Below are 24,074 nucleotides of genomic sequence, written 5' to 3'. Positions count from 1 at the left end.
TCGCTACGGCCAGCATTATCGGACAAACTCCTAGCGGGATGTACATGGCCCCCGTCGGGTTACGCTGCGCTAACCCGACCTACAAACTGCCCCGGAGAACCTTGTCATCGCCCTCAAGAGCTTCGCAGCGGGGCGCCGCTCCTACGGGCGAGCCCTCTCTCTTGCACCTTGAGCCTTGCCGCTACTGTCATATTAAAAAGCAAAAGCTAGATCGGTAGTGCGCAGGAGTGGAGCTCGCGAGTTATCCTTTCACCACCAGGCTGTAATTTGGTGTCGGATTCAGCGGGCAAGAGTAGTGGTACTCACCGGCCTTGAGTTCAACCTCATAGTCGCGGGTCGTACCCTGGGCCAATCCACCACCCGATACGCTGGGCAGCAGGGCGCGATCCACCAGGGTGGCGCCACGCAGCCAAAAGCCCAGTTCATAGGGTACATTCTCGTTACTGACCCTGAAAATATAGCGACCCGGCTTGAGCTCCAGCGGCTTTGCCCCCGCCAGGCGTTCCTCGCCGGATTGCCCATTAATCGTTTCGCAGTCAGCCTTGCTGCTCGTGCTGTATCCATGATCCACACCATTTTCGCTTTCAACGAACTGGCAGCCCGTCTGGGTCAGGTTGATCACCTGGGGCTCCTCGGCCTGAGCCGCGAAAGGTAGCGCCAGCGCCATACCGAACAGGCCTGCACGTACTCCCCCGGAAATAAAACGCTGCTTGCTCATCTTTATCACCTCATCAAAAAATTAAATGCGCCAGCCAATACCGCTGCAGCCAGTCTAGGTGCGCTCTCTGAAAGCAGACTGAAAGGAAGACCCCGAAGCAGGCCCGCTGACATTCATATGCCGTACACTGGCGGTACCTTATAGCTAAGCCAGACTCTGTGGAGGATCGATCGGATGTTCAAACGCATTATCCCAGCCCTGCTGTTGCTCGTTCTGCTCTGCGCCGGCCGCATCCAGGCCGCCGAAGCCTTGCTGACCACCAGCTACGGCGCCCAGTACAAGGGCTTTGATCTAACGCTGGTGCGCACCCTTAAGCCTCTTGGCAATGACCGCTTTGTGTTCGAATCCAACGCCAGGGGCTCGATCGCACGTATCGAGGAAAGCAGCACCTTCAGCCGCGATGCCAGTGGCCTCTGGACCCCGGAGCTATACCGCTATAGCCAGTCGATACTGGGGATCTCGAAAAAGTACGAGCTGCGCTTTGATACCTCTGGCAAAAAGGTGACCTACAGCGACAAAAAGGGCCAGCAATCGATCAGTATTACCCCCGGTACCCTCGACCCCCTGCTCTATCAGCTCAAGCTGCAGCAGGACCTGGCCCGTCAGACTGGCGACTATCGCTACCGCTTCGTCAGCCGCAGCAAGCTCAAGGATTACCGGTTTGACATTGCGGGTAAGGAGAAACTAAAACTCGAAGGGAAAAGCAGCAATACCCTGCGCCTGAGCAAACAGGATAACGATGCCAGCCAGGAAACACTGCTCTGGTTTAGCCCCGACAACGGCTACCAGCTTATGCGCCTGCGCCATACAGAAGACGGCGACAGCTACAGCATCAGCCTGAAAGCACTGCAACAGAGCCCAGCGTTCATAACCTGGCTGCAGTGATTCAGGCTACGTCACCGGGCGATCATGGAGACGCTTAATACCACCACCTTGACTAGCGACACAGCCCCGTCGCTGCGGGGTCGGCCAGCAGGCGATCCAGCTGACTGCGGTTAATCCAGGCAATATCCCCCGGCGTTGCATATTTGAATGCCGCCACCGCCGCCCCCTGGCGCAGCGCTTGGGCATAAGGTTTTCCCGCCAGCCAGGCGCTGAGAAAACCGGCGGCAAAGGCATCACCGCCCCCAGGCGCTCCACCTCCTGCGCACTAAATGCATCGGCCTGATACAGCTCACCGGACGGCGTCAGCAAGGCGGCACCGGCACTGCCGCGGGTCATGACCAGCACGCAATTGGGCGCCCAGCGCTGAAAGCGGCGCAGCGTCTGCTCGTGGGAATGAGCATCCCAGGCGTCGGGCCAAAGTTTCTCAATATCCCGCTCTGCCACCAGCAGTAGCTCCAGCTGTCCCAGCAGGGGCTCCAGACACAGGCGTGCCCGCTGTGGCGACCAGAGGCGCTGGCGGTAATTGACATCCAGACTGCAGGGAATACCCGCCTCCCGGGCCAGTTGTAGCGCCTGTTGTACCGTGTCACTGACCGATGCCGAAAGCCCCAGCGTAATGCCCGAGGTGTGAAACAGTCGCGCCCGCCCCGGCTGGAACAACTCTGTCGGCAAGTCAGAGGGTTGCATGCGGGCCATGACCGAGTCAGCACGGTCATAGATTACCTGACTTCGATGAGGCGCCCGTCCCGGCTCGTAAAAATACAGACCAAGCCGGTCATCGCCCCCGGGGCTGACATGCTGCACATCGACATTGTGCTGTCGCAGCACCTGCCGAACCCTGTCACCCAGCGCGTTCTCCGGCAGACGCGACAACCAGGCGCAATTGAGCCCCAGCCGCGCCATGGCACTGAGGGTATTGGATTCGCAGCCGCCCACCTGCACATCAAAGCCTGCGCTCTGATCCAGCCGCTCGAGATGCGGTGGAGTCAGACGCAGCAGCGTCTCCCCCAGAGCGATAATGTCGTACACCTGATTCACCATTGGGCTCCTTAACAAACCTTGCCGCGCGCCTGAACCGTCTCGGTGCGACTCAAAACGCCGTCACGGCAAAAGTGCACTTCGTCAAACAGGTTGGAGACCGGACAGGCGTGGTTGGGAATGATTTGCAGCCGCTCACCCACCACTGGCGCCTGACTACAGCCGGAGAAATCCAGTACCCCATGCTCCTCGCTAAGCCCGGTTACACGCGCCTGTGGATAACCCACCACCTGGCCGTAACCGTCCTGCCCCAGCAGATCGGACGTCAGCGCCTTGCTGCCGGCATCCACGATCACCCGGCCCGGCACCGGCACACTGACCACGGTGGTCATCACCGTCAGGGCACAGTCCGCCTGCTGGCAGGCGCCGGCAGCCACCTGGGAGCGGTCCTGGTACACATAGGTGCCAATGCGGTACTCGTTGACGATGGGAGCTTCATGGGCGTGCCACATACTGGGCGTGCCACCACTGCTGAACACCTCAAGCGCAAGACCCTGCTGCTCGCACAGCGCAGCCGCCCGACTGAACCACTGCTGCACAACGGCTTCGCTGTAGGCCGCCGGATACGTCATGAGCCCACGCAGACGCAAGCCCGGTAAGCGCGCTACAAGTTCCGCCAGCTGCGCCGCCTGCTGCGGGCTTTGCACGCCACAGCGACCGGCGCCGGTGTCGCACTCCACCAGCACATCCAGAGTTCGTCCGCTGTCAGCAAAGGTCGCCGAAAGCCCCTGCAGCACCGCCTCGCTGTCGGCCACCACCGCAAGGGACCTGACCTGGCCTGCGAGCGCCAGCAACCGGGCCAGCTTGGCGGCGCCAATGATGTTGTAGCTGATGAGGATGTCGTCAAAACCCGCTGCTGCGAAGACCTCGGCTTCCCCCACCTTCTGACAGGTTATGCCACTAGCCCCGGCATCCAGTTGTTTGTGAGCAACCCAGGGTAGCTTGTGGGTCTTGATATGGGGCCGCACTCGCAACCCGTGCTCGTCGCAGTGGGCCTGAAAACCGCGGATATTGGCCTCGAGTATCGCCTCGTCAATCAAAACGCAGGGCGTGTCCAGTTGTGGGTACAGCATCAGCGTATCTCCAGTAATTCGTCTGTGAGCCCATGGGGATTCTCAACAATCGGCCAGATTGGGCGCGTCATCTTGCGATAGCTGTTGGTAACGGGGTCACTGGGGTAAGGGCCGCCCGCATCACAATAAATAATGTGCTGACTTATCGCGGCGAAAGCATCGTAAAAGTGGTTGGTCGACTTGATCAGCAGGATCGGCTTGGCCGCAGGGTCTATACCCAGATTGCTGAACAGGTCCGGCGCAAAGGCCTGGGAGCGGTTACTGTTGAGTACCACATCGATGGCCGTATCCGCCAGGCGTATGCAGACACTGTCCCCCAGGGGTACCACGCTGTCGCCAAAGCTCTGCACGGCATCGCGCACCACCTTGCGGATCTCCACCCAGGCATCCATGGGCGCGCCGGCATTGTCCCCGGCCTTGCCGCCAAAGCGCAGCTTGATCTTCGCGCCCTCTCCCGCCGCCACGCAAAAGCGCACCGCCATCGGATCCCAGATGGTGCCCACCGCCGCATCCCGCACGCCCATGTCGAGCATTTTCTGCAGCACCAGGGTCGAGTCCCCGGCCACACCGCCGCCGGGATTGTCCCAGACATCGGCGATGACCACCGGCTGCAGCGACGAGGCCTGGGCCTCTGCTATCGCCAGTTCAGGGGATATATAGGGCGGGCGGGTTTTACCGCGAAAGGAGAACAGCTCCATACCCAGCGACTGTGCCAGGCTATCCGCGCGGGCCTGATCGTTGTCGGTAATCACCAGCAGCCGAGTGCCCATCTCGGGTACATCACCGGCCATAAAACCATGGATAACGGAAATTGACAGTACGGCAGGCTCCAGCTCCAGCTGATGCAGGCGGTCCACAAAGCTGCGCATGGGTTCAAGACTGGTGGGCAACACCTCGATCATCCGGCAATCGAACACCGCTGCCGTCGGCTTGATCTCCCCCTGCACATGACGCACCGCCAGATCCACCAGATCCCGGGCACGATCGACGAAGTCGGTATGGGGAAACTCCTTGAATGCCAACAGTATATCCGCCTGCGCAACCCGCTTGGCCGTCAGGTGGCTGTGGGGATCGAATTCGGCGGCGATGGTCGCCGCCGGCCCCACCAGGGCACGCACCCGCGTCAGCAGATCGCCTTCACAGTCGTCATAACCGTCGGCCACCATGGCGCCATGCAGCCCGAGTATTACCGCATTCACCGGCAAGGCGGCGCTGAGTTGCCCGAGTATTTCATCGCGCAGCAGCTCGTAAGTGCTGCGGTTCACCAGGCCACCGGGTTCAGCCCAGGCGGCGGTGCCTTCGATCAGCTCCCAGCCCAGCGCCGGGATTTTCTCGCGACAGGCAATAAAGGGTGCACTGCACAGCGTCGGCGTGGCCGGATGTTCGCCGGGCGGGGCATAAAAGCTTTCCTTGAATGACGCCAGATCCGTAAATACCGGCGAAAACGTATTGGTCTCGGTGGCCAGTGAGGCTACAAAAACTCGCATAAAACACCTCGAGAGGTTGGCCCCGAAAACAGAGCCGGGGCCTTGGGACTTAGTTCAGGTAGAGTTTGTCGTTGGCCTGCTGCGTTTCATTCAAAAACAGGTCCAGCAGTTCGACGCCCTTGCCGTCCTGCGACTGGCGAATGTCTTCAATGACCACCGGCTGGGTCGCCTCGCGGAACCGTTCGTGCTCTGTTGCCGACAGGGCGTTAACCTTCATGGTCTTTTTCAGCCCCTCCAGACCGCGCTCCGACGCTTCGATGACGCGGGACAGACCTCTGCCGGCAACAATGCCCGACTGGGCGGCAAAGTGGATGATCTTGCGCTCCTCGTCGGTCAGACCGTCATAGAAGGCCTTGTTCAGCATCAGCGTATAGGGCGCAAACAGATGGTTGGTAAGGGTCAGGTATTCCTGTACCTCATCAAACTTGGCGAAGGTCACCGTGGGAATCGGGTTCATCTGGCCATCGATAACGCCGGTCTGCAGGGAGGAATAAACCTCGCCCCAGGCCAGTGGATAAGCCTCGCCACCGAGGGACTGAATAATCTTCTGGTGCGTAGGCAGGGTCATGGTGCGAATGCGAATACCCTTGAAGTCTTCCAGGGTATTGATCGCCCGCTTGGAGTTGGTCACCGAGAAGAAACCACCGGTATCTGGGAAACCCAGTACCTTGACGTCACCGAGGCTGGCGTCGATATCCGCCGCCAGCGCCTTGCCGAAACTGCCGTCCAATACCTCATAGGTGGACGCATTGCTGTTAAAGGCAAAAGGCACATCGAGCACACCGATACGGGGGTAATAGCTCGCCAGGGCGCCGGTAGACGACAGCGTGCCCTGGATCTGGCCATCCCGTACCATCTGGATATGTTCCTTCGCCGAGCCCAGCTGATTGCTGGGGTAGATCTCGACCCTGATCTCGCCATTACTGGCGGCTTCAACAATATTTTTGAACACGCCGGTGAAGGCATGGGCCGGGTTCTCCATCATGTCCGCCTTGTTGTCATGGGCGAAGCGCAGCACCTTTTCGGCGTTGGCCGTCAGGGGCATGGCGGCCAAAGTGGCCAACAGGGATGTAGCGGCGATGGAGGTGATTATTTTTTTCATCGACAGTATCTCTATGGTTTCAGGTGGATAAATGGCCGTAGCCGCAGGATTCAAGCCGGCTCAGTAACCCAGCAAACGCGGGATGAAGAGCGTGACTTCAGGGGTAAAGGCAAGAAACATCAGCAGGATCAGCTGGCCTATGAGGAAGGGCATCAGCTCAGCCGAGATACGTTCCAGCTTTTCGCCAGTGACCGACGACAGCACAAACAGGCAGGCGCCCACCGGCGGCGTCATCAGCGATATATTCAGCGCCAGTACGAAGATGATGCCGGCGTGCAACGGGTCCATGCCGATCTGCTCGGTCAGGGGTACCAGCACCGGCGCCAGAATGATCAGCATGGCGTTGATATCCATGATCATGCCCACGACCAGCAGCAGACCAATAATCAGCAACAGGATCACGTTGGGGTTATCCGACAGCTGGCTGATAAAGGTGGCGATAAACTGTGGAATCTGATTGAAGCTCAGCCACCAGCCAAAGATCGAGGCGGCGCCAATAATCAGGTAGATCACCGCCGAAATCTGCGCCGTGCTGATCAGCATGCGAAACAGGGCGGCAAAGCTCAGGTTGCGATACACCACCGAGCCGATAAAGAGGGCGTAGGCCACCGCGACTGAGGCCGCTTCCGTGGGTGTGACAATACCGCTGACAATGCCACCCAGGATAATCAGGGGCATCAGCAGTGCCAGCAGCGAGCCTTTGAAGTGACCCAGCAGCTGGCGCAGTGAGGCGCGCTGGGCAGCCTTGGGCAGATTCTTGCGCTTGGCGAAGACGGCAATAATGGCCATGCACACTAAACAGATCAGCAGACCCGGCAGAATGCCGGTGGCGAACAGGCCCCCGATGGAAACTCCCATCAGGGATCCGTACACCACCATCAGGCCGGATGGCGGAATGGTCGGACCTATGATGGAGCCCGCCGCCGTAACGGCACAGGCATAAGGGCGGCTGTAGCCCTGCTCCACCATCGCCGGCACCAGGGTACGACCGAAAGCAGCAGCATCGGCCGTAGCTGCCCCGGTAATACCGGAAAAGAACACCGACGCCACCATGTTGGAGTGCGCCAGGCCACCGCGAAAATGTCCCACCAGCGCCTGGGAAAACTGTACCAGGCGGGAGGTAATACCGGTGTGGTTCATGATTTCGCCGGCCAGAATAAAGAACGGCATGGCCAGGAACGGGAAGATATTCAGGCCGTTGAAGACCTTGGCCGGCGCCAGCGACGCAAAATGCAGTCCGCCGATGCTAAACATGCCGGCCAGGCCCGCCAGGCCCAGCGCAACGCCTACGGGAGTACCGATAATCAGCAGTACCACCAGAATCAGGGCGATCGTCATTGCGTCACTCCTCTGTATTGTTGTTATGGGTCACTGCGGCCGCCATGCGTTGGCGCCACAGCGTTGCACAGGCAGTCGCGGCTATTGCAGCTGCAGTGCCTTTTCTGCGTCAGCCGCGGGTTCCAGCCTATCCGTGCCACAGTCCCGCAGCAGCGCCAGCAGGCTTTGCAGCGCCGCCAGACCAAAGGCCACCGGGATCGCACCGTAGGGATAAGCCATGGGTAAGCCGAAGACCGTGGAGACCTGCTGCAGGCCCTTGATCACGAGCTCAGTGCCGGAAAAGGCCAGGTAGCCGAAAAACAGCAATGACAGCAGATCCACCAGGATTCTCAGGCCGCGCTGCAATGGCGCCGGCAAATGCTGTACCACCGTCGACAGGCCTATATGTTCACGCCCCGCCGTGCAGCAGGGCACCGCCAGCAGGATCGCCCAGATCATGATGTAGCGCGCCAGCTCCTCGACCCAGCTGATCTGCCAGTGCAGCAGGTAGCGATCGAGTACCGCAATCCACACATCCAGCAGCAGCACGGCCATCAGCACACCGACCACCCTCTGATTCAGCAGATTGATTCTGCCACTGAGCCTGCTGCTCAGCCTCTGACACCGGCTCATAAGGAGACCTCTGTTTTTGTTATTTATGAACACAATCTTCACTTTGTGATTGAAATATGACCGTGAACAGGGTAAAAATCAACTGTAAATTTAAAAAAGAGAAGATTTTCTTCACATTTTATTCAGGAGTACATTTATGCCTATCGAACGATTCCGCCTTGCAGGTCAGGGTGCCGGTGGCCAGGAACTGCCTTTCGCCAAGGCCACCAAAGCCGGTGGCTTTCTGTTTGTCTCGGGCCAGGTCGCGCTGGAAAATGGTGAAGTGGTGGAAGGCGGCATCGTGACCCAGACCCGCAAGGCCATCGAGAATGTCAAAGCCATACTGGAAGAGGCCGGTTACGGGCTCGAAGACGTGGTCAAGGTGAATGCCTGGCTGGACGACCCGCGGGATTTCTGGAGTTTCAACGGCGTGTTCAAGGAATACTTCCAGGGCCACCCGCCGGCACGCTCCACCGTGGTGTCACCGCTGGTGGTAGACGCCAAGGTGGAAATAGACGTCACGGCCTACAAGGATCCGCAGTAACATGCGCCCGGCCTGAGCCTGATGGCCCATATCCAGGCTCAGGCCCCGGCTCGCTGGGGTTTGTGAAGCGGTGTTATACTCCAGCGCATTGTTTTCAGACCCGGTGCGGCGGCGCGCTACTGACCCATTGCTGACAATCAAGGAAGGGTGAACCCCATCATGACGCCACCGGCAGCCCCCGATATAGTGTCCGCGCTCAAGGACAATACCAATGCCATGAGCAAGGCGGATCAGCGCCTGGCCGAGGTGATACTGTCCGACGTCGATCGCGCAGTCCACGCCAGTACCACCGAACTGGCGCAGTGGTCCGATACCAGCACGCCTACGGTGACGCGGTTCTGCCGCAAGCTGGGCTTCAAGAATCTGCGTGAGTTCAAGGTTCACCTGGCCCAGGCACGCGCCGTGGGGGTACGTTTTCTGGCCGGTCAGACCTCGTCCGGCAGCCATTCGGAAGCCGCCGAGCAGGTGGTACGCCGCGCCCAGCAGGCACTGGAAATGCAGCTGGCGCTGCTGGACAGCGAAACGATCCAGCAGGCGGTCAGTGCCCTGCAGCACGCCGGGCGCATTGCCGTGTTCGGCAGCGGCGGCGGTTCCACCATAGTGGCGCAGGATGTCGAGCACCGGCTGTTTCGACTGGGTCTGGCGGTGAATGCCTACCAGGACAGTCAGATGCTGCAGATGGTCGCTGCAACACTCAAGAAAGGTGATGTACTGCTCGCCATCTCCACCTCCGGGCGCTTCGCCGATCTGGCCAACGCCTGTGATATCGCCCGCGGCTACGACGCCACAGTTATCGGCATGACACGACCCGACGCCCCCCTCTGTGCCCATCTGGATATTCTGCTGCCAGTGGATATCCCCGAAGAGAAAAGCTTCGTGAATCAGCCTACCGCCTCGCGTTATGCCCTGCTGGCGGTGATAGACGTGCTGGCTTCCGAGCTTGCCATCGCCATCGGCGAACGGGCACTGGAGAACGTACGCCGCATCAAGCACCACCTGGTGGCGTACCGGGATCACGACGACAGCCAGCCACTGGGGGACTGACGCCTCAGCAGTGCCTGCCTATTTTCGTGCCTTAAAAACAAAAAGGCCGGCAATCTTTACAGACTGCCGGCCTTTTTAGTCACTCAAGCTTTACTACCTGGGTGTAGAGGTTACACCTTGTGGTAGATCTTACCGCCGGTTTCCAGGAACTCCTCGGCCTTGCGCAGCCTATTCAGGAGTGTTGCATACCCGGCGCGACGGACAGTGGCGTCCCGTGCGCCTCACCCGTTTGGCAACAAAAAAGCCGGCTACCTTTCTGGCAACCGGCCTTTTTTAGTCACTCAGGAGTAGAAATCACACCTTGTGGTAGATCTTACCGCCGGTTTCCAGAAACTCCTCGGACTTCTGCTGCATCCCTGATTCCGCTTCCAGATTGATGGCCTCGATCTGGGTGGCATCCAGCAAACGCACTTCCTGGCTGATCTTCATGGAGCAGAACTTGGGTCCGCACATGGAACAGAAATGCGCCACCTTGGCGGACTCTTTCGGCAGGGTTTCGTCGTGGTAGGCACGGGCGGTGTCGGGGTCCAGACCTATGTTGAACTGATCTTCCCAGCGGAATTCGAAGCGCGCCTTGGACATGGCGTTGTCGCGGATCTGCGCGCCCGGATGCCCCTTGGCAAGGTCCGCGGCGTGAGCGGCGATCTTGTAGGTGATAATGCCTGTCTTGACGTCATCCCTGTTCGGCAGGCCCAGGTGTTCCTTGGGCGTGACGTAGCAAAGCATGGCGCAGCCGTACCAGCCGATCATGGCCGCACCTATGCCGGAGGTGATGTGGTCGTAGCCCGGCGCTATGTCGGTGGTCAATGGGCCCAGCGTATAGAAAGGTGCTTCGTGGCACTCCTCCAGCTGCTTGTCCATGTTCTCCTTGATCATGTGCATAGGCACATGGCCCGGGCCTTCGATCATCACCTGCACATCGTGCTTCCAGGCGACCTTGGTCAGTTCACCCAGGGTTTCCAGCTCGGCAAACTGAGCTTCATCGTTAGCATCGTAGACGGAGCCCGGGCGCAGGCCGTCACCCAGGGAGAAGGACACATCGTAGTCTTTGCAGATTTTGCATATGTCTTCGAAGTGGGTGTAAAGGAAGTTTTCCTGGTGATGCGCCAGGCACCACTTGGCCATGATGGAGCCGCCGCGGGAAACGATACCGGTCATGCGCTTGGCGGTCATGGGCACGTAGCGCAGCAGCACGCCTGCGTGAATGGTGAAGTAATCCACACCCTGCTCCGCCTGTTCGATCAGGGTGTCGCGGAACACTTCCCAGTTCAGGTCTTCGGCCACGCCGTTCACTTTTTCCAGCGCCTGGTAGATGGGTACAGTACCGATGGGCACCGGCGAGTTGCGCAGTATCCATTCGCGGGTTTCATGGATGTTCTTGCCGGTCGACAGATCCATGATGGTGTCGGCGCCCCAGCGGGTGCCCCAGGTCATCTTGTCGACTTCTTCTTCGATCGAAGAGGTCACCGCAGAGTTGCCGATATTACCGTTGATCTTCACCAGGAAGTTACGACCGATAATCATCGGTTCCAGTTCAGGGTGGTTGATGTTGCACGGAATAATGGCGCGGCCTTCGGCCACTTCCTTGCGCACGAACTCCGGCGTGATTTCTTTTGGCAGGCGAGCGCCAAAGCTGTGTCCGGGGTGCTGCTGGTCAACCATGCTGCCTTCAGCTTCGGCTTTGGCCAGCTTCATGTTCTCGCGGATGGCGATGTATTCCATCTCCGGCGTGATGATGCCCTTGCGTGCATAGTGCAGCTGGGACACGTTCTGGCCAGGCTTGGCTCGACGCGGCTTGCGGGTCAGCTCAAACCGCAGCTCATCCAGGCTCGCATCGGATTCGCGCATGCGACCGTAATCACTGGTCATGCCATCCAGCATTTCGGTGTCGTTGCGCTCGTTGATCCAGGCATCACGCAGCGGATGCAGGCCCTTGCGCACGTCTATAGCCGTATTCGGATCTGTGTAGGGGCCGGAAGTATCGTACACGTAGAGCGGACCGTTTTTTTCTCCACCCAGACCCGTGGGAGTATCGTCCAGCGAGATTTCGCGCATGGGTACGCGAATATCCGGTCGGCTACCCTCGATATACACCTTGCGGGACTTGGGGAACGGCTGCACTGAGGCGACGTCAGCGACAACGCCACGACTGAAAGGCTTGTTTTGCTCGGCCATTTTATTCTCATCCTCTTGGGTCGGTTTAGCGCCGGCATCCTGCCAGCATGATTGAAAAGCGTGTTTTGAGCTTAATTTGGGCATAGGCCCCCCAACCCCGCCGTGATTGGCGGGCCAGGGTTTCACTTCAGGAATTCATTCAGGCGCTCAGATCGAGCCCCATTTGCCAGAAGGCCGCTTCCATCCGGGTCGCGGTATGAAAGGTGTGTGTCAGTTCATCGAGGCGCCGCGCCGGCATGTCCACGCAGAGTTCATCCAGCAGGCGGATTTCAGCGGCAGCGACCTGCTGATATTCGTCGCTGGCGTACATTTCGATCCAGGCGCGGTAGGGGTTTCCTTCCAGCACTGTGGAGGGCTGGTCCAGCAGCCAGCGGGCGACTTCGGCATAGCCGACGATGCAGGGCGCAAGTGCCGCATGCAGATCCGCCAGATCACCGCATAAACCCGAATCCAGCACATAACGGGTATAGGCCACGGTGGCGGTCGCTTCCGGCAGGCGCTGCAGCTCCGCCTCGCTGATACCCCAGTCGGCGCAGTACTGCACGTGCAGGCCGATCTCGATATCCAGCATGGCGTTAATGCCCTGCTGGGCATAGCGCATCTGCTCCAGGGTGCGGCTCTTGTATACCGCCAACCCCCAGGCACGACTGAACTGCAGCAGGAAGAGGTAATCCTGTTTCAGGTAATGGGCAAAGGATTCCGGCGCCAGGGTGCCATCCCCCAGCCCGCGCACAAATTCGTGCTGGATATAGGCATCCCAGTCGGGGTGGGCGGCGCGCTTAAGCTGTGCATAGATGGACATGGTCATTCCTGCTCGGTCAGCAACACATCAAAGAACGCCTGTTCCAGCCAGGCCATACGGGTAAAACGCTGCTCAAGGCGCTTGCGATCCGCCGCAGCCAGCTCGCCAAAGCTGTCGAGCTGGCTCTGCAGCCAGACCACAAACGCCTCGAACTCGGGCAGCACATGGATATCGATCCATTCGCGCAGCCAGAAGCGCGTCGGCGGCGTCTTTTTCGCCTCGCGCTGGGCCCAGCTCAGATAGACCCATTCAGCACAGGCCAGCACCACTATCATGTCGGCGTAGCCGCAGGCCTGGGCATCGCGCATTTCCCGCGCCAGCATCTGCGCCACCGGATTCAGCTCAGGCGCCCGGTAATCTGCGGGGCTTACATCAAGGGCTGCGAAGGAGCGCTCGAAGTAGTCGTTCTCGGCCGAGGTCAAGGCCGCCAGAAAAGCCGCCAGCCACCCCTTGGCCGCCATGTCGGGCGCTGCAGCAATCGCCAGTGCGGCATGATCGGCCAGGGTGCCGATAAAGGCGTAATCCTGCAGCAAATAGCGGATATAAGCTGCGTCCGCCAGGCTGTCGTCACCGATCTGAACGGTGAAAGAGTGCTCTACGGCACCGCTCCACCAGGGCTCGGCAGCTGACCTGAGCTGTTCGGAAAATGGCTGGCTCATATTTCCTCCGTACCTATTTCGGTTCAAATGCGTAAGTCGATACCGCAGGGTTCGCCTTGGTCAGCCCCTGGGCCTGCATAAAGGCCCCCATGCGCTCGTAACGGCCGTTATCCAGCGCCGCCGGGCGCAGTGCAAAACGGGTCAGGGTATCGGCCCAGGCGCGCTTGTTCAGTTCGTTGTCCAGGTCCGCCTTGTAGCTGACAAAGCTGGTCCATGCCTCATCCGGGTGATTGACGATAAACTGGGTCGCCTTTTCCAGCGCCCGCATGAAGCGGCCATACTTGGGGTCCTTGCGGTCCTTGTTGTTCACCACCAGCACCAGCTCGTCGTAGGCCGGCACACCCAGTTCTTCAACGTAAAACGCCCGGCCCGGATGACCCTCGATATCCATCTGGTTAAGCTCGAAGTTGCGGTAGGCACCGATAACGGCATCGACATTGCCGGTTATAAGGGAAGGTGACAGCGACCAGTTCACGTTCACCATTTCGATGTCCGACAGTTCCAGACCTTCACGGGCCAGCATGGCCTTGAGCAGCGCATCCTCGAAACCGCCGACCGAATAGCCGACCTTCTTGCCCTTGAGGTCCTCAATCGATTTGATATCGCTGCTTTCCAGCACCACCAGAGAATTCAGCGGCGTTGCCACCAGAGTCCCTACGCGGCTCAGCGGCAAGCCTTCATCGATCTGAACATGCAGCTGCGGCTGGTAGGATACCGCCATGTCGGCCTTGCCGGCGGCGACCAGCTTGGGCGGCATGGACGGGTCCGCTGGTTCCTGCATCACCACCTCGAGCCCCTGCTCCTTGAAGTAGCCCTGCTGCTGCGCCACGATCAATGGGCCGTGGTCCGGGTTGATAAACCAGTCGAGCAGCAAGGTGACTTTTTCCGCCGCCATAACATTCACACTCAGCAGCGCAGCGGCAAGCGTGGCAGCGACTTTTAGCTTTGTTGTTTTCATTATTCTGCCTCCCGGGCATCATCAAACAGGGTTTCAGACTGCCAGGGCATCAAGCGCCGCAGCAGCCAGTCAATCAGGAAATACAGGCTCACCGCCATCAGCGACAGTACCAGCAGGGCCGCGAACATCAGATCTACCTGCATGCGCGCATTGGCATGCAGCATCAGGTAACCCAGCCCGGTGGATGACCCTACCCACTCCCCCACGACCGCGCCTATGGGCGCTACCGAAGCTGCGACCCGCAGCCCCGAACCCAGCGCCGGTAGTGCCGAGGGCAGGCGGATCTGCAGCAGCTGAGTACGCTTGTCTGCCCCCAGGGTTCGAGCCAGCTCCAGCCAGGCCGCAGGCGTATGCCGCAGACCGTCGTAACAGGCCGCTGTCACCGGGAAATAGATAATCAGCGTTGCCATGGCTACCTTGGAGGCCATGCCGTATCCCAGCCAGAGCATCAGTACCGGCGCCAGTGCGAACACCGGGATCGACTGGCTGATCACCAGAATCGGCAGCATCCAGGGCCGCAGGCGCCGAAACCAGATCAGCGTCAGGGCGCTGCCAAGGCCCAGCAGGACACCGAGCAGCAGACCCAGCAGTATTTCCGCCAGAGTCACGCCGGCATGCTGCAGCAACAGGCCGATATTGCCGTACAGTGCCGCCAGCACCCGCAAGGGCCCTGGCAGGATGAAATGTGGCGCATCGGTCAGCCATACCAGCAGTTGCCAGAGACCACAGAGGCCTGCCGCTATGCCCAAACTACGCAGGGCATTCATGCGTTCACCGCCATCAGCTGGGGCTGATCCATGGCCCGCTGCGCTGCACCGATCTGCGAATTATGAGTGATCAGCAGTACGGTGCGATCCGCCAGCAGCCATACCAGCAGTTGCCAGAGACCACAGAGGCCTGCCGCTATGCCCAAACTACGCAGGGCATTCATGTCGACAGCTCCATCAGCTGGCGCAACAGGCGCCCTTGCAATTCCAGTACCTCGGGCTGATCCACCGCCCGTGGCGGTGCATCCAGCGGGCGCAGTGGTGCGGTTAGGCGGGCCGGACTGCCCTGCAGTACCAGCACCTGATGCCCCAGCCGCAGCGCCTCCAGCGGATCATGGGTTATCAGCAACACAGTGCGATCAGCCAGCAGATGGGCCGCCAGATCCTGCAACTTCAGCCGCGTCACGGCATCCAGTGCCGAAAAAGGCTCATCCATCAGTACCAGCGGGCGGTCTTCCATCAGCATCCGCGCCAGGGCCACACGCTGGCGCTGACCACCGGACAACACTGCCGGATAACGTGAATCCAAACCCGCCAGGCCCACCTGGTTCAGCAGGTAGCGGGCCTGTTCGCGCTGTGCCGGTGTGACGCGGCTGCGGCGCAGACGCGGCCCCAGCAGCACGTTTTCGAGCACGCTCAGCCAGGGCAGCAGCAAATCCTGCTGCGCCATCCAGGCCACGCGTCCGTCCAGCGGCTTGCCATCGCTGGCAACAATCTCTGCCCGCACCTGCATCTGCTCAGTCAGCCCCGCCAGCAGACGCAGCAGTGAACTCTTGCCAACGCCGGACTGACCCAGCAGACAGGTCCACTCGCCGGCCGGCAAATGAAAGCTCAGGTCGCTGAAAACGCTGTGACCCTGCCAGGCAAGGCTGGCGTTGCGTACATCAATTCCGAGCATCCGGCCGCTCACCACCAACGGTGGAAATGATGGACAGGTCCGTGACCGCTGCCGATTTCAAGCCTGTCCGCCGCCTCTATGGCCGCACTGATATAAGCCTTGGCAGTCTCGACTGCCGCCTGTACCGACAGGCCCTTGGCCAGCCCTGCAGCTATGGCAGAAGACAGTGTGCAGCCGGTGCCATGGGTGTTGCGCGTATCGATGCGCCTGGCGGGCAGCCAGAGCAGCTGCTCGGCCGTGCAGAGCAGGTCGGCACTGTCCTGCCCCTGCAGATGCCCACCCTTGAGCAGCACGGCCTTGGGGCCGAATTCAAGCAATGCCTGGGCGGCACGAATCATGTCATCTCGGCAGGTCGGTTCTTCGCAATCGAGCAGCACCGCCGCTTCCGGCAGGTTTGGGGTGAGAATGGTCGCCAGTGGCAGCAATTCGGTGCGCAGGCTGGAAACCGCCGCATCCGCCAGCAACTTGTCGCCGCTTTTGGCCACCATGACAGGATCAAGCACTATATTGCAGGCCTGATAGCGACGCAGTTCCTCGGCCACGACAACAATCGCCGCCGGCTGACTCAGCATGCCAATCTTGACGGCGCCAATGGCCAGATCATCGAATACAGTTTGAATTTGGCTGCGAATAAATTCCGGCGGCACATCCTGGATGGCGCGCACTTCCTGGGTGTTCTGGGCCGTCAGGGCAGCAATAACCGAAGCGCCATAAACGCCTAGGGCAGAAAATGCCTTGAGGTCGGCCTGAATCCCGGCACCGCCGCCAGAATCGGACCCGGCGATGGTCAGTGCGATGGGACAGGCATGCGGGGAACGCTGCTGCATGGTCGGCTCCTGATAAATTTGGCTGTCGGCCAAAGATTCACCAGAAGAACAGAGGAAAGAGTATATGGAACATATCTCGGTTTCCTACACCGGTACTAACCGGATCAGGTTCAACGGGTTTGATCTCAGCCCCTCAAATGACCGAACAGAACATCGGCGAACCGACATGCGCTCGGTGCTTTTTAAGGCACCCCGACAAGAAGGGACCTAGTCTATGCGTTTCACAGGGATGATGTCCACGGCCAAATTGATCTGAGCATTGGGCCAGTCAACATTCGACAGAATCTCTTCCCCCTGGACTGTCCTCTGTAAATATTTCGTAACAGTTTTGATTTTGCGAGCGCTCCCGGCGGCCGCGCCAAAACCGTAAATTTTATGAAACAGCTTTTAGGACTTTCTCCTATATTAATAAATTGGGTAACGTCCATAATCAGTCTCGTGGATCTCCTGTTCATGGAACGAATAGCAAGGATGGCCTCGGTAAGCGCAAAGGACGAATCGGAAGCACGCAGGACGCAATTTAAGCGCACGGAAAATGGAAGCCAGACAAGAGGGCGTGATGACGGATCATCATGCCCTTTTTATTTTGTATCTGTTTTACAATGAGTTAGCTCTCAAAAACGTCACTAACGCGCAGTCCAGCCGCCATCCATGGCACTCTCCTGAGCGGTTATATTAGCCGCTGCTGAACGCATCAGAAACAACGTCAATTTCTCAATACTGATAAAGACTCTCTTCGGAATTTGAGCATTATTTCGCTTATCGCATCCGTTTCACTGATACCGAGCTGATCCTGAATCTGCTTATCTGTCAGGATCCTGCGAACAAAGGCAGGACAAAGGGTATTGATGATAATAGCAGTAACAGTCGCCTCCAGGCCGCCCTATTGGAAAACCCAGCAGCCAGCTCAGATAAAACCTGACTGACAATTAGTCGCGCCACAGCTCCGGCGGTGCTACCCAGTGTGGGCGGCGTGGTGGCTCCACAGACGCTTTGCCAGAGATGCCGCTGGCTCGACATGGCCTTGGGCAATCCAGCTCGCCAGCGCAGCGGCCACATCCGGATAGGGTGCAGCGGGCGGATTGGGCGCTTGCAGCCAGCGTTTAAGTTGCGCCAGATCACAGTCGCCATTCACCACCCAGGCCAGATTCAGCTGCTGCATGATTTCGGCATTGGAGAGCTGCTCCACCTGGCCTCGATAGGGTTTGCTCAGCAATTTTTTGCCGTACTGCACCGTTTCGCTGGCCAGCCCAAAGCCACTGTTACTTATCACGCCGGCACAACTGGCCAGGTCGCGCTCAAAACCATCGCGACAGAAAGGCTGGAACTGCAAGTTTTGCTGTGTTTCGGGCTTTGGGCTATCGCAGTAAATCACAAAGCGATAATCCGCAAAGCGACTGAACCAGTCGAGCAGCTGAGCGCGGCTCTCATGGGGCAGATACACCAGAATTTTGTCGGCTTCGAGCGTCACCGGATAGCGCGGTGGGGAAATCAGCGGCGGCAGTATGGGCTGGTTAAAATGATGCCAGTGCAGACCAATGGCGGTATCCACCGGCGCCATCAGGCGAATGGCACTGCGGGTCAGGCGACCCTGATGTCGCCCTGGCAATTCGTAGTTGAACACGTATTGATGGGCGATGCCGATACTGGGTACGCCCTGGCGTCGTGCAGCCCAGGCCGAGATCGGCTCGAAATCACTGATCACCAGATCATAGCCTCTCAGATCCAGCCCGCGGATATCGCCCCACAGCTGCCACAGATTGTTGCTGCACAGAGTACCTAGCGCATTCACACGCCCGCCGGCGCCATATTGGAAAGTCAGGCCGCGGCGACAGCGATAATCCCCAAAGACCTCCATATCAAACAGCCGCTCCGCGGGGCGGCCACTGAACAGATAATCCACCTCAAGCCCCTGTGCTGCCAGAGCACCGGCCATGACCCGCGCCCGGGTAATATGCCCATTCCCTGTCGCCTGCACGCCATAGAGTATTTTCATGGCCAGCTAGCCCAACCCGAACAACAGAATGCCCAGCTGCGCGCAGCAGATACCCAGCAAGGCGCCGGCGAGAATGTCCGATGGGAAATGCACGCCCAGCAATACGCGGGAGGCACCGATCAGGCTGGCCAGCCCATAGAGCGGTAACAGCAGGCTGGGATAGTGCGCCACCATCACAGCGGCAAAGGTAAAGGCAGCCGCCGCATGACCAGAGGGGAAACTGAAACGATCCGAGGGTTTGATATAGGCCGAGAAGTGATCGAAGCGATCACAGGGCCGGTCACGTCTGATCAGGTTTTTGAGCAACAGATAGGCGGGCAGCTCGATACTAAACGCCAGCAGGCCGGCCTGCAGGAAGCGATGCCCGTCGTCGGGTTCAAACAGCGCCAGCACAACGCCCAGCAGGATATAGCAGAGGCCATCCCCCAGCCTCGACACCCAGCGACTGACAGACGCCAGCTGCGGTGCCCGGGCATGCCCCTGGCACCAGTGGAACGCAAGCGTATCAAGCTGAGTGATTTTCTGTTGCAGCGTATTCATCGGCATCACCTGACAGGATTGCAGTCAGGTGCATTGTCCGATGCCGCCGGTGACAGCCACATGAACAGGGCATGACACCGGGATGACAGCGACTCAGGCGGGAGCTGTTTGCGAGCCTTGCAGTTGCTGATGAAACCACTGCGCCGAGCGTTGCGCCAGCGCGGGTGCGTTGTCCCAGGGCAGCATGTGTCCCTCGGCCGGGATCAGTACCAGCTCAATCGGCTGCACGGACTGCGCTACGACACGGCGAGCATAATCCACATCCAGTACCTCATCCCGAGTGCCCTGCATAATGGCCAGCGAGAACGGATACTCCTGCTTCAAAATGCCCGCGCTGCGACTGAACAAACTCGCCAGGGTACGCAACGGATACTCGAACACAACCATGGGATCGGCATTGATCAGCGGGCCCGCCGGGTGACCGGCCAGCAGAGCTTCGAAGTCAATGAAGCCCTTGAGCGGCACCCGCATGCGCGGAAACATCCAGGCCGATGCGCTCGTCCACTGCCAACCCAGGCCATGCAGTACATCGGGGGCCAGCTCACTCAGCAGTAGCGTGCCGCACAACAGAGCCTGCACTCGACTGTCCTGTTCGGCCAGCGCAAGGCCCGCTACCGCACCACCGGAGTAGCCAAACACGCCTATAGGCCCGCTGAAGCGCTCCTGCAGCGTATCCAGCACGCGTTGCAGGTCTCCTACTGTGTCCTCGACACTGTAATAACCGCGCTCGCCTCCGGAATAACCGTGTCCACGGGGATCAACGCCTACAACGTTGAACCCCTGATCCCGAATGCCCGCAAGCAGTTCGGCATAGAGTTCAGAGTAAGTCCCCAGCCCCGGAAGAAACAGCAGTACCGGAGCCTGACTGTCGAACTCGTACAACTCGCAGTGAATCGGCGGATCCGACTCAATCTGCAGCACTTCCCTGCCCTGCAATAGCTCCTGAATCCCCAAACCATCGCGTAACTGCTCGCGAAAGCCGTTGCGCTGCAGCGCCTTGTCAGTCAACGCGGATTGCGCTGCGGTCATAAATTATAAACCCCTGTAATAAGCCATACTCGCCCCGAACAGTCACTCGGACTTAACACTGGTCCACTGCGAAAAAGCCGGATTTGGTTACTTTGCGTACTCTTCATTGTTAAATAGAACCACTATTTGCCTCAAAAGAGCTCAAAAACTAACTCAAATCGGTCTTTCCCTAGCTTAGACCGGCTAAGCCCGACAGGCTGCTAGCTAACGCTGACAGCGTGGGCAAAACACGGTACTGCGCTGCCCCAGGCGAATTTCTTTAAGTACAGTACCACAGCAGACGCAGCTATCGCCGCCCCGACCATAGACGCACAGTTCCTGTTTGAAGTAACCCGGCTTGCCATCACCGCCGACAAAGTCCCGCAGCGTAGTGCCGCCCTGGGCAATGGCGCGCTCCAATACCTGCTTGATTTCAGCCACCAATCGATCCAGCCGCTGGGCAGAGATACGCCCCGCTGCCCGCTGCGGATCAATACCGGCGGCAAAGAGTGCTTCATTGGCGTAGATATTTCCCACCCCGACCACCACCTTGCTGTCCATGATGCGCAATTTGATCGCACTGCGGCGCCCCTTGCAGGCCTGCTGCAACAGCGGCGCATCAAAGGCTTCTGATAACGGTTCAGGCCCCAGTGACGCCAACAATGCATGCTCGGTGCCGGCTTCCTGCCAAAGTACGGCGCCAAAGCGCCGTGGATCTGTCAGGCGCAGCGCAAGGCCCGAATCCAGCACAAAGTCCACATGATCGTGCTTGCCGGCGGGCTGCTCGCCGGGCACCAGCCTCAGGCTGCCGGACATGCCCAGATGCACCAGCACAGTGCCGGCATCAAAATCGATCAGCAGATATTTGCCACGGCGCGATACGCCTCGCACCGGCTGGCCCTCAATCAGCCCCGCCAGTTCCGGCGGCACCGGCCAGCGCAGCCGCGGCTGACGCACCACCAGAGCCTGAACACTGTGATCCTGCAGATAGGGCGCCACACCCCGCCGGGTAGTTTCGACTTCAGGCAACTCAGGCATCGGTTAAAGACTCCACGCCACGCAAAAAAGGTGGCGCCATGATAACAAAAACGGACGACCGCCCCCGGCAGACTTCAGCACGGCATTTCAGCCAGTACCCTTGGCCCCGGTGTTGGGCGTAGCTACCGCTGCCACGCTTTCCCGGGCAGGTCTGATCACCAGATACACACCTAGTACGGCGATGGCGATGCCGCCCAGGGCAACGGGGGCCAGGCTCTCGTCGAACAGCCACCAGGCTTCCAGCGCCGTCACCGGTGGCACCAGATAGAAGTAGCTGGCAACTCTCGCAGCCTCGCCTTCGCGGATCATCAACATCAGCAGCAGTATGGCGGACACCGACAGCCCCACCACAAGCCAGAACAGCGCCAGAAACAGCTGCGGCTGCCAGTCCACTGCCTGCGTTTCAAAGCCAAAGCTCAGCAGCCCCATCAGCAGAGCTGTAGACAAATACTGATAAAAAGAACCACTGAGCAGATCAACTCCCTGGCCAAAGCGCTTCTGATACAGGGTGCCCACCGAGATGGCTACCAGCGCCAGCACCAATGCCAGCAGCGCCGGCCAGACCAGTTCACCGGATTCGCCCGAGTCACGCCCCGCCAGCACCAGCACCACACCGGCAAGCCCCAAGAGCAAACCGATCCATTGCCGACTGCGTAGTCGGTTGCCCAGCCACTGCCAGGCAATCAGCGCTGTCAGCAGCGGCTGCAGCCCAACCAGCAGGGAGGCAATACCGGCTGGCATCTGCCAGCTAATGGCCGCAAACACACCCCCCAGATAGGCCCCGTGCACCATCAGCCCCACCACCATCTGGTGCATGGCCTGGCGCGGCGCCAGCGCTCGAGCCTTGAAGATGCGCATCAGCAGTGCAAACACCACCAGGGTGAGCAGCATGCGGATAAACAGCAGGTAAAAGGGCTCGATATAAGGCAGCCCGTACTTGGCACCGATAAAACCGGTACTCCAGAGCAGGACGAAAAGCAGCGGTACCCAGCGTACCAGCCGCGCCTGAAAGTCGCTCATGCATAAATCCTCTGGGTGACTGAGTCTAGGTTGAACAAGGGTTCAAGCATACGGTGTTTAGGCTTGGGCAAAACAGACACAAGACGCCGTTATTTGAATGGGTACAGTCGCATTCAATAGCACAGACACGCCAAGATATGACTAGACTGTGCCCATGAAAATATACGAACAGACCGCCGAACTGTTGCGCAACCAGATTCTGGAGCAACAGCTGCGGCCCGGCGACCCGCTGCCTTCGATCCGCGAGCTGTCCAGCAGACTCAGCATCGGCCGCAACAGCGTGATACACGCCTACATGATGCTTGAAGACGAGCAGCTGATTGAACCCCGCCCGCGCTCGGGCTACTACGTGCGGGCACGCCCGTTGGGCCCAAACCCGGGTGCAGCACTGGAACCGCGCAAGGTACAGCTTGGCGCCACTGCGCTTGAAATCATAGGCGCAGCCCAAAATGCCCAGCTGGTCCCTTTGGGCAGTGCCGACCCGGATGCTCGCTGCAGCGGCCGCGAATTTTTCTACCGCCGTCTGTCACGCCACGCCAGGGATACAGCCGCGGCCCCCGGCGGCAACAGCCACTACGTGGCGCCTCCAGGGCTCCAGGCGCTGCGGGCACAGCTGGCCAGGCGCATGCACTCAACCTCGCTGCAGGCCACTGCTGATGACATCGTCATCACCAACGGCGCCCAGGAAGCCATCACCCTGGCACTGCTGGCACTGGCGCGCCCCGGCGATACCATAGCGGTGGAGTCACCCTGTTTTTATGGCACCCTGCAATGCATCGAAGCCCTGGGCATGCGCGCACTGGAAATTCCCGGTCATCCGCAGCAGGGCATGGATATGGAAGCGCTGGCTCAGGCGCTGGCACGCTGGCCGGTCAAGGCCATACTGACCAACCCGAGTTTCAACAATCCCACCGGCGCCTGCATGCCTGCGGCTGCACGCCACAGTCTGTTGCAGCTCGCCGCCGAGCATGACCTGCCGATCATCGAGGATGATGTGTTCGGGGAGCTGTGCCACCAGGGCAGCCGACCGCCGCCGGTAAAATCCCTGGATACCGAAGGACGGGTGCTGCTGTGCAGTTCGCTGTCCAAAACCCTGGACTCCGATATCCGCATCGGCTGGATCATGCCAGGGCGTTACTATGAGCAGGTGAACTACCTCAAATACGTCACCACCCTGGCCTCCCCCGGCATACTGCAACGGGCTGCGGCCGACTTTCTGGCCGACAACCGTTATGAACGCCACCTGCGCCAGATACGCCGACGCTACCAGACGCGCCTGGGCCTGTTGCTCGAGGCCATCTACCAGTACTGGCCGGGCTGCGCCGTACCTCTGATCCCCAAAGGCGGCTTCCTCTGCTGGGTTGAACTGCCCGCAGGCTTTGACAGCCACCGCCTGTATCGGGCCGCTCAGCAGGCTGGCATCGGCATTACGCCTGGCAGCCTCTTTGCCAGCGACGGTCGCTTTAGTCACTGCATTCGGCTGAATTACAGCACTTTTGAGGCAACCCCTTATTACCTGCAGGCCATTCAGGCGCTGGGGGGGCTGATCCGCGAACAGCTATAGCG

The 24,074-nt window shown here is 59.6% G+C and carries 24 protein-coding genes and 1 riboswitch; of the genes, 4 read left to right on the top strand and 20 right to left on the bottom strand.

The annotated features are described in order from the left end of the window. Positions 1–241: 241 nt before the first annotated feature. Positions 242–718 (bottom strand): hypothetical protein, encoded by a 477-nt coding sequence (locus tag MPRO_RS13075; RefSeq protein ID WP_067293157.1) that lies wholly within the window; start codon positions 716–718, stop codon positions 242–244. Positions 719–892: 174 nt separating this feature from the next. On the opposite strand from MPRO_RS13075, the gene MPRO_RS13070 reads away from it, so the two are divergent. Further along, entirely contained in the window at positions 893–1,603 is a 711-nt protein-coding gene (locus MPRO_RS13070; protein WP_067293155.1) for a DUF3108 domain-containing protein, read from the top strand. A gap of 6 nt (positions 1,604–1,609) precedes the next feature. Here the strand turns inward: MPRO_RS13070 and MPRO_RS13065 are convergent, their stop codons facing one another. The 6 genes from MPRO_RS13065 to MPRO_RS13040 all read right to left on the bottom strand — a co-directional run bounded on the left by MPRO_RS13065 (position 1,610) and on the right by MPRO_RS13040 (position 8,253). Then, positions 1,610–2,644 carry a sugar kinase gene (locus tag MPRO_RS13065; protein WP_067293152.1) on the bottom strand — a complete coding sequence of 345 codons (1,035 nt, stop codon included), beginning with the start codon at positions 2,642–2,644 and terminating at the stop codon, positions 1,610–1,612. 8 nt (positions 2,645–2,652) lie between these two features. Then, on the bottom strand, positions 2,653–3,714 hold the full coding sequence (locus MPRO_RS13060) for a D-TA family PLP-dependent enzyme (protein WP_067293150.1): 1,062 nt from the start codon (positions 3,712–3,714) through the stop codon (positions 2,653–2,655). Then, on the bottom strand, positions 3,714–5,201 hold the full coding sequence (locus MPRO_RS13055) for a M81 family metallopeptidase (RefSeq protein WP_067293147.1): 1,488 nt from the start codon (positions 5,199–5,201) through the stop codon (positions 3,714–3,716). The genes MPRO_RS13060 and MPRO_RS13055 overlap by 1 nt, the downstream gene beginning before the upstream one ends. Positions 5,202–5,250: 49 nt before the next feature. Beyond that, positions 5,251–6,303, bottom strand: a complete 1,053-nt coding sequence (locus MPRO_RS13050) for a TRAP transporter substrate-binding protein (RefSeq protein ID WP_067293144.1) — start codon at positions 6,301–6,303, stop codon at positions 5,251–5,253. A 60-nt stretch (positions 6,304–6,363) separates the two neighbouring features. Next, positions 6,364–7,641 carry a TRAP transporter large permease gene (locus tag MPRO_RS13045; RefSeq protein WP_067293141.1) on the bottom strand — a complete coding sequence of 426 codons (1,278 nt, stop codon included), beginning with the start codon at positions 7,639–7,641 and terminating at the stop codon, positions 6,364–6,366. 81 nt (positions 7,642–7,722) lie between these two features. Continuing rightward, the gene (locus tag MPRO_RS13040) at positions 7,723–8,253 is read right to left on the bottom strand and encodes a TRAP transporter small permease (RefSeq protein WP_067293137.1); all 531 of its coding nucleotides are present in this window, start codon (positions 8,251–8,253) and stop codon (positions 7,723–7,725) included. 136 nt (positions 8,254–8,389) lie between these two features. On the opposite strand from MPRO_RS13040, the gene MPRO_RS13035 reads away from it, so the two are divergent. Beyond that, positions 8,390–8,776, top strand: coding sequence for a RidA family protein (locus MPRO_RS13035; protein WP_067293133.1), 387 nt, complete (start codon positions 8,390–8,392; stop codon positions 8,774–8,776). Positions 8,777–8,935: 159 nt separating this feature from the next. Next, a complete protein-coding gene (locus tag MPRO_RS13030) occupies positions 8,936–9,820 on the top strand; it encodes a MurR/RpiR family transcriptional regulator (protein ID WP_067293130.1) in 885 nt (294 codons plus the stop codon). 294 nt (positions 9,821–10,114) lie between these two features. Here the strand turns inward: MPRO_RS13030 and thiC are convergent, their stop codons facing one another. From thiC to MPRO_RS12970, 13 genes are all read right to left on the bottom strand, one after another. Then, positions 10,115–11,995 carry a phosphomethylpyrimidine synthase ThiC gene (thiC, locus tag MPRO_RS13025; protein ID WP_067293126.1) on the bottom strand — a complete coding sequence of 627 codons (1,881 nt, stop codon included), beginning with the start codon at positions 11,993–11,995 and terminating at the stop codon, positions 10,115–10,117. 139 nt (positions 11,996–12,134) lie between these two features. Beyond that, complete coding sequence (gene tenA, locus MPRO_RS13020; RefSeq protein WP_067293123.1) at positions 12,135–12,797, bottom strand: thiaminase II; 663 nt, start codon at positions 12,795–12,797, stop codon at positions 12,135–12,137. A 2-nt stretch (positions 12,798–12,799) separates the two neighbouring features. Next, entirely contained in the window at positions 12,800–13,456 is a 657-nt protein-coding gene (locus tag MPRO_RS13015) for a TenA family protein (protein ID WP_067293120.1), read from the bottom strand. A gap of 13 nt (positions 13,457–13,469) precedes the next feature. Then, positions 13,470–14,414, bottom strand: coding sequence for an ABC transporter substrate-binding protein (locus MPRO_RS13010; protein ID WP_067293117.1), 945 nt, complete (start codon positions 14,412–14,414; stop codon positions 13,470–13,472). After that, positions 14,414–15,181: an ABC transporter permease gene (locus MPRO_RS13005; RefSeq protein WP_067293114.1), complete on the bottom strand. Its 768-nt coding sequence runs from the start codon at positions 15,179–15,181 to the stop codon at positions 14,414–14,416. Before MPRO_RS13005 ends, MPRO_RS13010 begins: the two co-directional genes overlap by 1 nt. Then, positions 15,178–15,345, bottom strand: a complete 168-nt coding sequence (locus MPRO_RS25815) for a hypothetical protein (RefSeq protein ID WP_158651812.1) — start codon at positions 15,343–15,345, stop codon at positions 15,178–15,180. The genes MPRO_RS13005 and MPRO_RS25815 overlap by 4 nt, the downstream gene beginning before the upstream one ends. Continuing rightward, on the bottom strand, positions 15,342–16,079 hold the full coding sequence (locus MPRO_RS13000; RefSeq protein ID WP_067293110.1) for an ABC transporter ATP-binding protein: 738 nt from the start codon (positions 16,077–16,079) through the stop codon (positions 15,342–15,344). Before MPRO_RS13000 ends, MPRO_RS25815 begins: the two co-directional genes overlap by 4 nt. An 8-nt stretch (positions 16,080–16,087) precedes the next feature. Further along, the gene (gene thiD, locus MPRO_RS12995; protein ID WP_067293108.1) at positions 16,088–16,906 is read right to left on the bottom strand and encodes a bifunctional hydroxymethylpyrimidine kinase/phosphomethylpyrimidine kinase; all 819 of its coding nucleotides are present in this window, start codon (positions 16,904–16,906) and stop codon (positions 16,088–16,090) included. A 63-nt stretch (positions 16,907–16,969) separates the two neighbouring features. Then, positions 16,970–17,111: riboswitch (TPP riboswitch) on the bottom strand. Between the two features lie 750 nt (positions 17,112–17,861). Then, entirely contained in the window at positions 17,862–18,902 is a 1,041-nt protein-coding gene (locus tag MPRO_RS12990; protein ID WP_067293105.1) for an MJ1255/VC2487 family glycosyltransferase, read from the bottom strand. A 6-nt stretch (positions 18,903–18,908) separates the two neighbouring features. Beyond that, positions 18,909–19,442, bottom strand: coding sequence for a phosphatase PAP2 family protein (locus MPRO_RS12985; RefSeq protein ID WP_067293101.1), 534 nt, complete (start codon positions 19,440–19,442; stop codon positions 18,909–18,911). Between the two features lie 93 nt (positions 19,443–19,535). After that, positions 19,536–20,471: an alpha/beta hydrolase gene (locus MPRO_RS12980; RefSeq protein ID WP_067293098.1), complete on the bottom strand. Its 936-nt coding sequence runs from the start codon at positions 20,469–20,471 to the stop codon at positions 19,536–19,538. Between the two features lie 204 nt (positions 20,472–20,675). Continuing rightward, positions 20,676–21,488, bottom strand: a complete 813-nt coding sequence (mutM, locus tag MPRO_RS12975) for a bifunctional DNA-formamidopyrimidine glycosylase/DNA-(apurinic or apyrimidinic site) lyase (protein ID WP_067293095.1) — start codon at positions 21,486–21,488, stop codon at positions 20,676–20,678. Positions 21,489–21,575: 87 nt separating this feature from the next. Continuing rightward, the gene (locus MPRO_RS12970) at positions 21,576–22,508 is read right to left on the bottom strand and encodes a DMT family transporter (protein ID WP_067293092.1); all 933 of its coding nucleotides are present in this window, start codon (positions 22,506–22,508) and stop codon (positions 21,576–21,578) included. A gap of 154 nt (positions 22,509–22,662) precedes the next feature. Between MPRO_RS12970 and MPRO_RS12965 the strand changes: the two genes are divergently transcribed. After that, positions 22,663–24,072: an aminotransferase-like domain-containing protein gene (locus MPRO_RS12965; protein WP_067293090.1), complete on the top strand. Its 1,410-nt coding sequence runs from the start codon at positions 22,663–22,665 to the stop codon at positions 24,070–24,072. The last annotated feature ends 2 nt before the right edge of the window (positions 24,073–24,074 follow it).

This window comes from Marinobacterium profundum (assembly GCF_001528745.1).
Taxonomy (GTDB): Bacteria; Pseudomonadota; Gammaproteobacteria; order Pseudomonadales; family Balneatricaceae; genus Marinobacterium_A; species Marinobacterium_A profundum.
This window is presented reverse-complemented; position numbering and strand designations above follow the sequence as displayed.

Excerpts from the sequence above, each read along its gene's own strand:
- MPRO_RS13000 (WP_067293110.1), bottom strand. The coding sequence starts at position 16,079 with ATGCTCGGAATTGATGTACGCAACGCCAGCCTTGCCTGGCAGGGTCAC.
- MPRO_RS13060 (WP_067293150.1), bottom strand. The coding sequence starts at position 3,714 with ATGCTGTACCCACAACTGGACACGCCCTGCGTTTTGATTGACGAGGCG.
- MPRO_RS13055 (WP_067293147.1), bottom strand. The coding sequence starts at position 5,201 with ATGCGAGTTTTTGTAGCCTCACTGGCCACCGAGACCAATACGTTTTCG.
- MPRO_RS12980 (WP_067293098.1), bottom strand. The coding sequence starts at position 20,471 with ATGACCGCAGCGCAATCCGCGTTGACTGACAAGGCGCTGCAGCGCAAC.
- MPRO_RS13070 (WP_067293155.1), top strand. The coding sequence starts at position 893 with ATGTTCAAACGCATTATCCCAGCCCTGCTGTTGCTCGTTCTGCTCTGC.
- MPRO_RS13075 (WP_067293157.1), bottom strand. The coding sequence starts at position 718 with ATGAGCAAGCAGCGTTTTATTTCCGGGGGAGTACGTGCAGGCCTGTTC.
- MPRO_RS13045 (WP_067293141.1), bottom strand. The coding sequence starts at position 7,641 with ATGACGATCGCCCTGATTCTGGTGGTACTGCTGATTATCGGTACTCCC.
- MPRO_RS12970 (WP_067293092.1), bottom strand. The coding sequence starts at position 22,508 with ATGAGCGACTTTCAGGCGCGGCTGGTACGCTGGGTACCGCTGCTTTTC.
- MPRO_RS25815 (WP_158651812.1), bottom strand. The coding sequence starts at position 15,345 with ATGAATGCCCTGCGTAGTTTGGGCATAGCGGCAGGCCTCTGTGGTCTC.
- mutM (WP_067293095.1), bottom strand. The coding sequence starts at position 21,488 with ATGCCTGAGTTGCCTGAAGTCGAAACTACCCGGCGGGGTGTGGCGCCC.
- MPRO_RS13040 (WP_067293137.1), bottom strand. The coding sequence starts at position 8,253 with ATGAGCCGGTGTCAGAGGCTGAGCAGCAGGCTCAGTGGCAGAATCAAT.
- MPRO_RS13010 (WP_067293117.1), bottom strand. The coding sequence starts at position 14,414 with ATGAAAACAACAAAGCTAAAAGTCGCTGCCACGCTTGCCGCTGCGCTG.
- MPRO_RS12990 (WP_067293105.1), bottom strand. The coding sequence starts at position 18,902 with ATGAAAATACTCTATGGCGTGCAGGCGACAGGGAATGGGCATATTACC.
- MPRO_RS12965 (WP_067293090.1), top strand. The coding sequence starts at position 22,663 with ATGAAAATATACGAACAGACCGCCGAACTGTTGCGCAACCAGATTCTG.
- MPRO_RS13035 (WP_067293133.1), top strand. The coding sequence starts at position 8,390 with ATGCCTATCGAACGATTCCGCCTTGCAGGTCAGGGTGCCGGTGGCCAG.
- MPRO_RS12985 (WP_067293101.1), bottom strand. The coding sequence starts at position 19,442 with ATGAATACGCTGCAACAGAAAATCACTCAGCTTGATACGCTTGCGTTC.
- thiC (WP_067293126.1), bottom strand. The coding sequence starts at position 11,995 with ATGGCCGAGCAAAACAAGCCTTTCAGTCGTGGCGTTGTCGCTGACGTC.
- MPRO_RS13015 (WP_067293120.1), bottom strand. The coding sequence starts at position 13,456 with ATGAGCCAGCCATTTTCCGAACAGCTCAGGTCAGCTGCCGAGCCCTGG.
- MPRO_RS13005 (WP_067293114.1), bottom strand. The coding sequence starts at position 15,181 with ATGAATGCCCTGCGTAGTTTGGGCATAGCGGCAGGCCTCTGTGGTCTC.
- MPRO_RS13030 (WP_067293130.1), top strand. The coding sequence starts at position 8,936 with ATGACGCCACCGGCAGCCCCCGATATAGTGTCCGCGCTCAAGGACAAT.
- MPRO_RS13065 (WP_067293152.1), bottom strand. The coding sequence starts at position 2,644 with ATGGTGAATCAGGTGTACGACATTATCGCTCTGGGGGAGACGCTGCTG.
- tenA (WP_067293123.1), bottom strand. The coding sequence starts at position 12,797 with ATGTCCATCTATGCACAGCTTAAGCGCGCCGCCCACCCCGACTGGGAT.
- thiD (WP_067293108.1), bottom strand. The coding sequence starts at position 16,906 with ATGCAGCAGCGTTCCCCGCATGCCTGTCCCATCGCACTGACCATCGCC.
- MPRO_RS13050 (WP_067293144.1), bottom strand. The coding sequence starts at position 6,303 with ATGAAAAAAATAATCACCTCCATCGCCGCTACATCCCTGTTGGCCACT.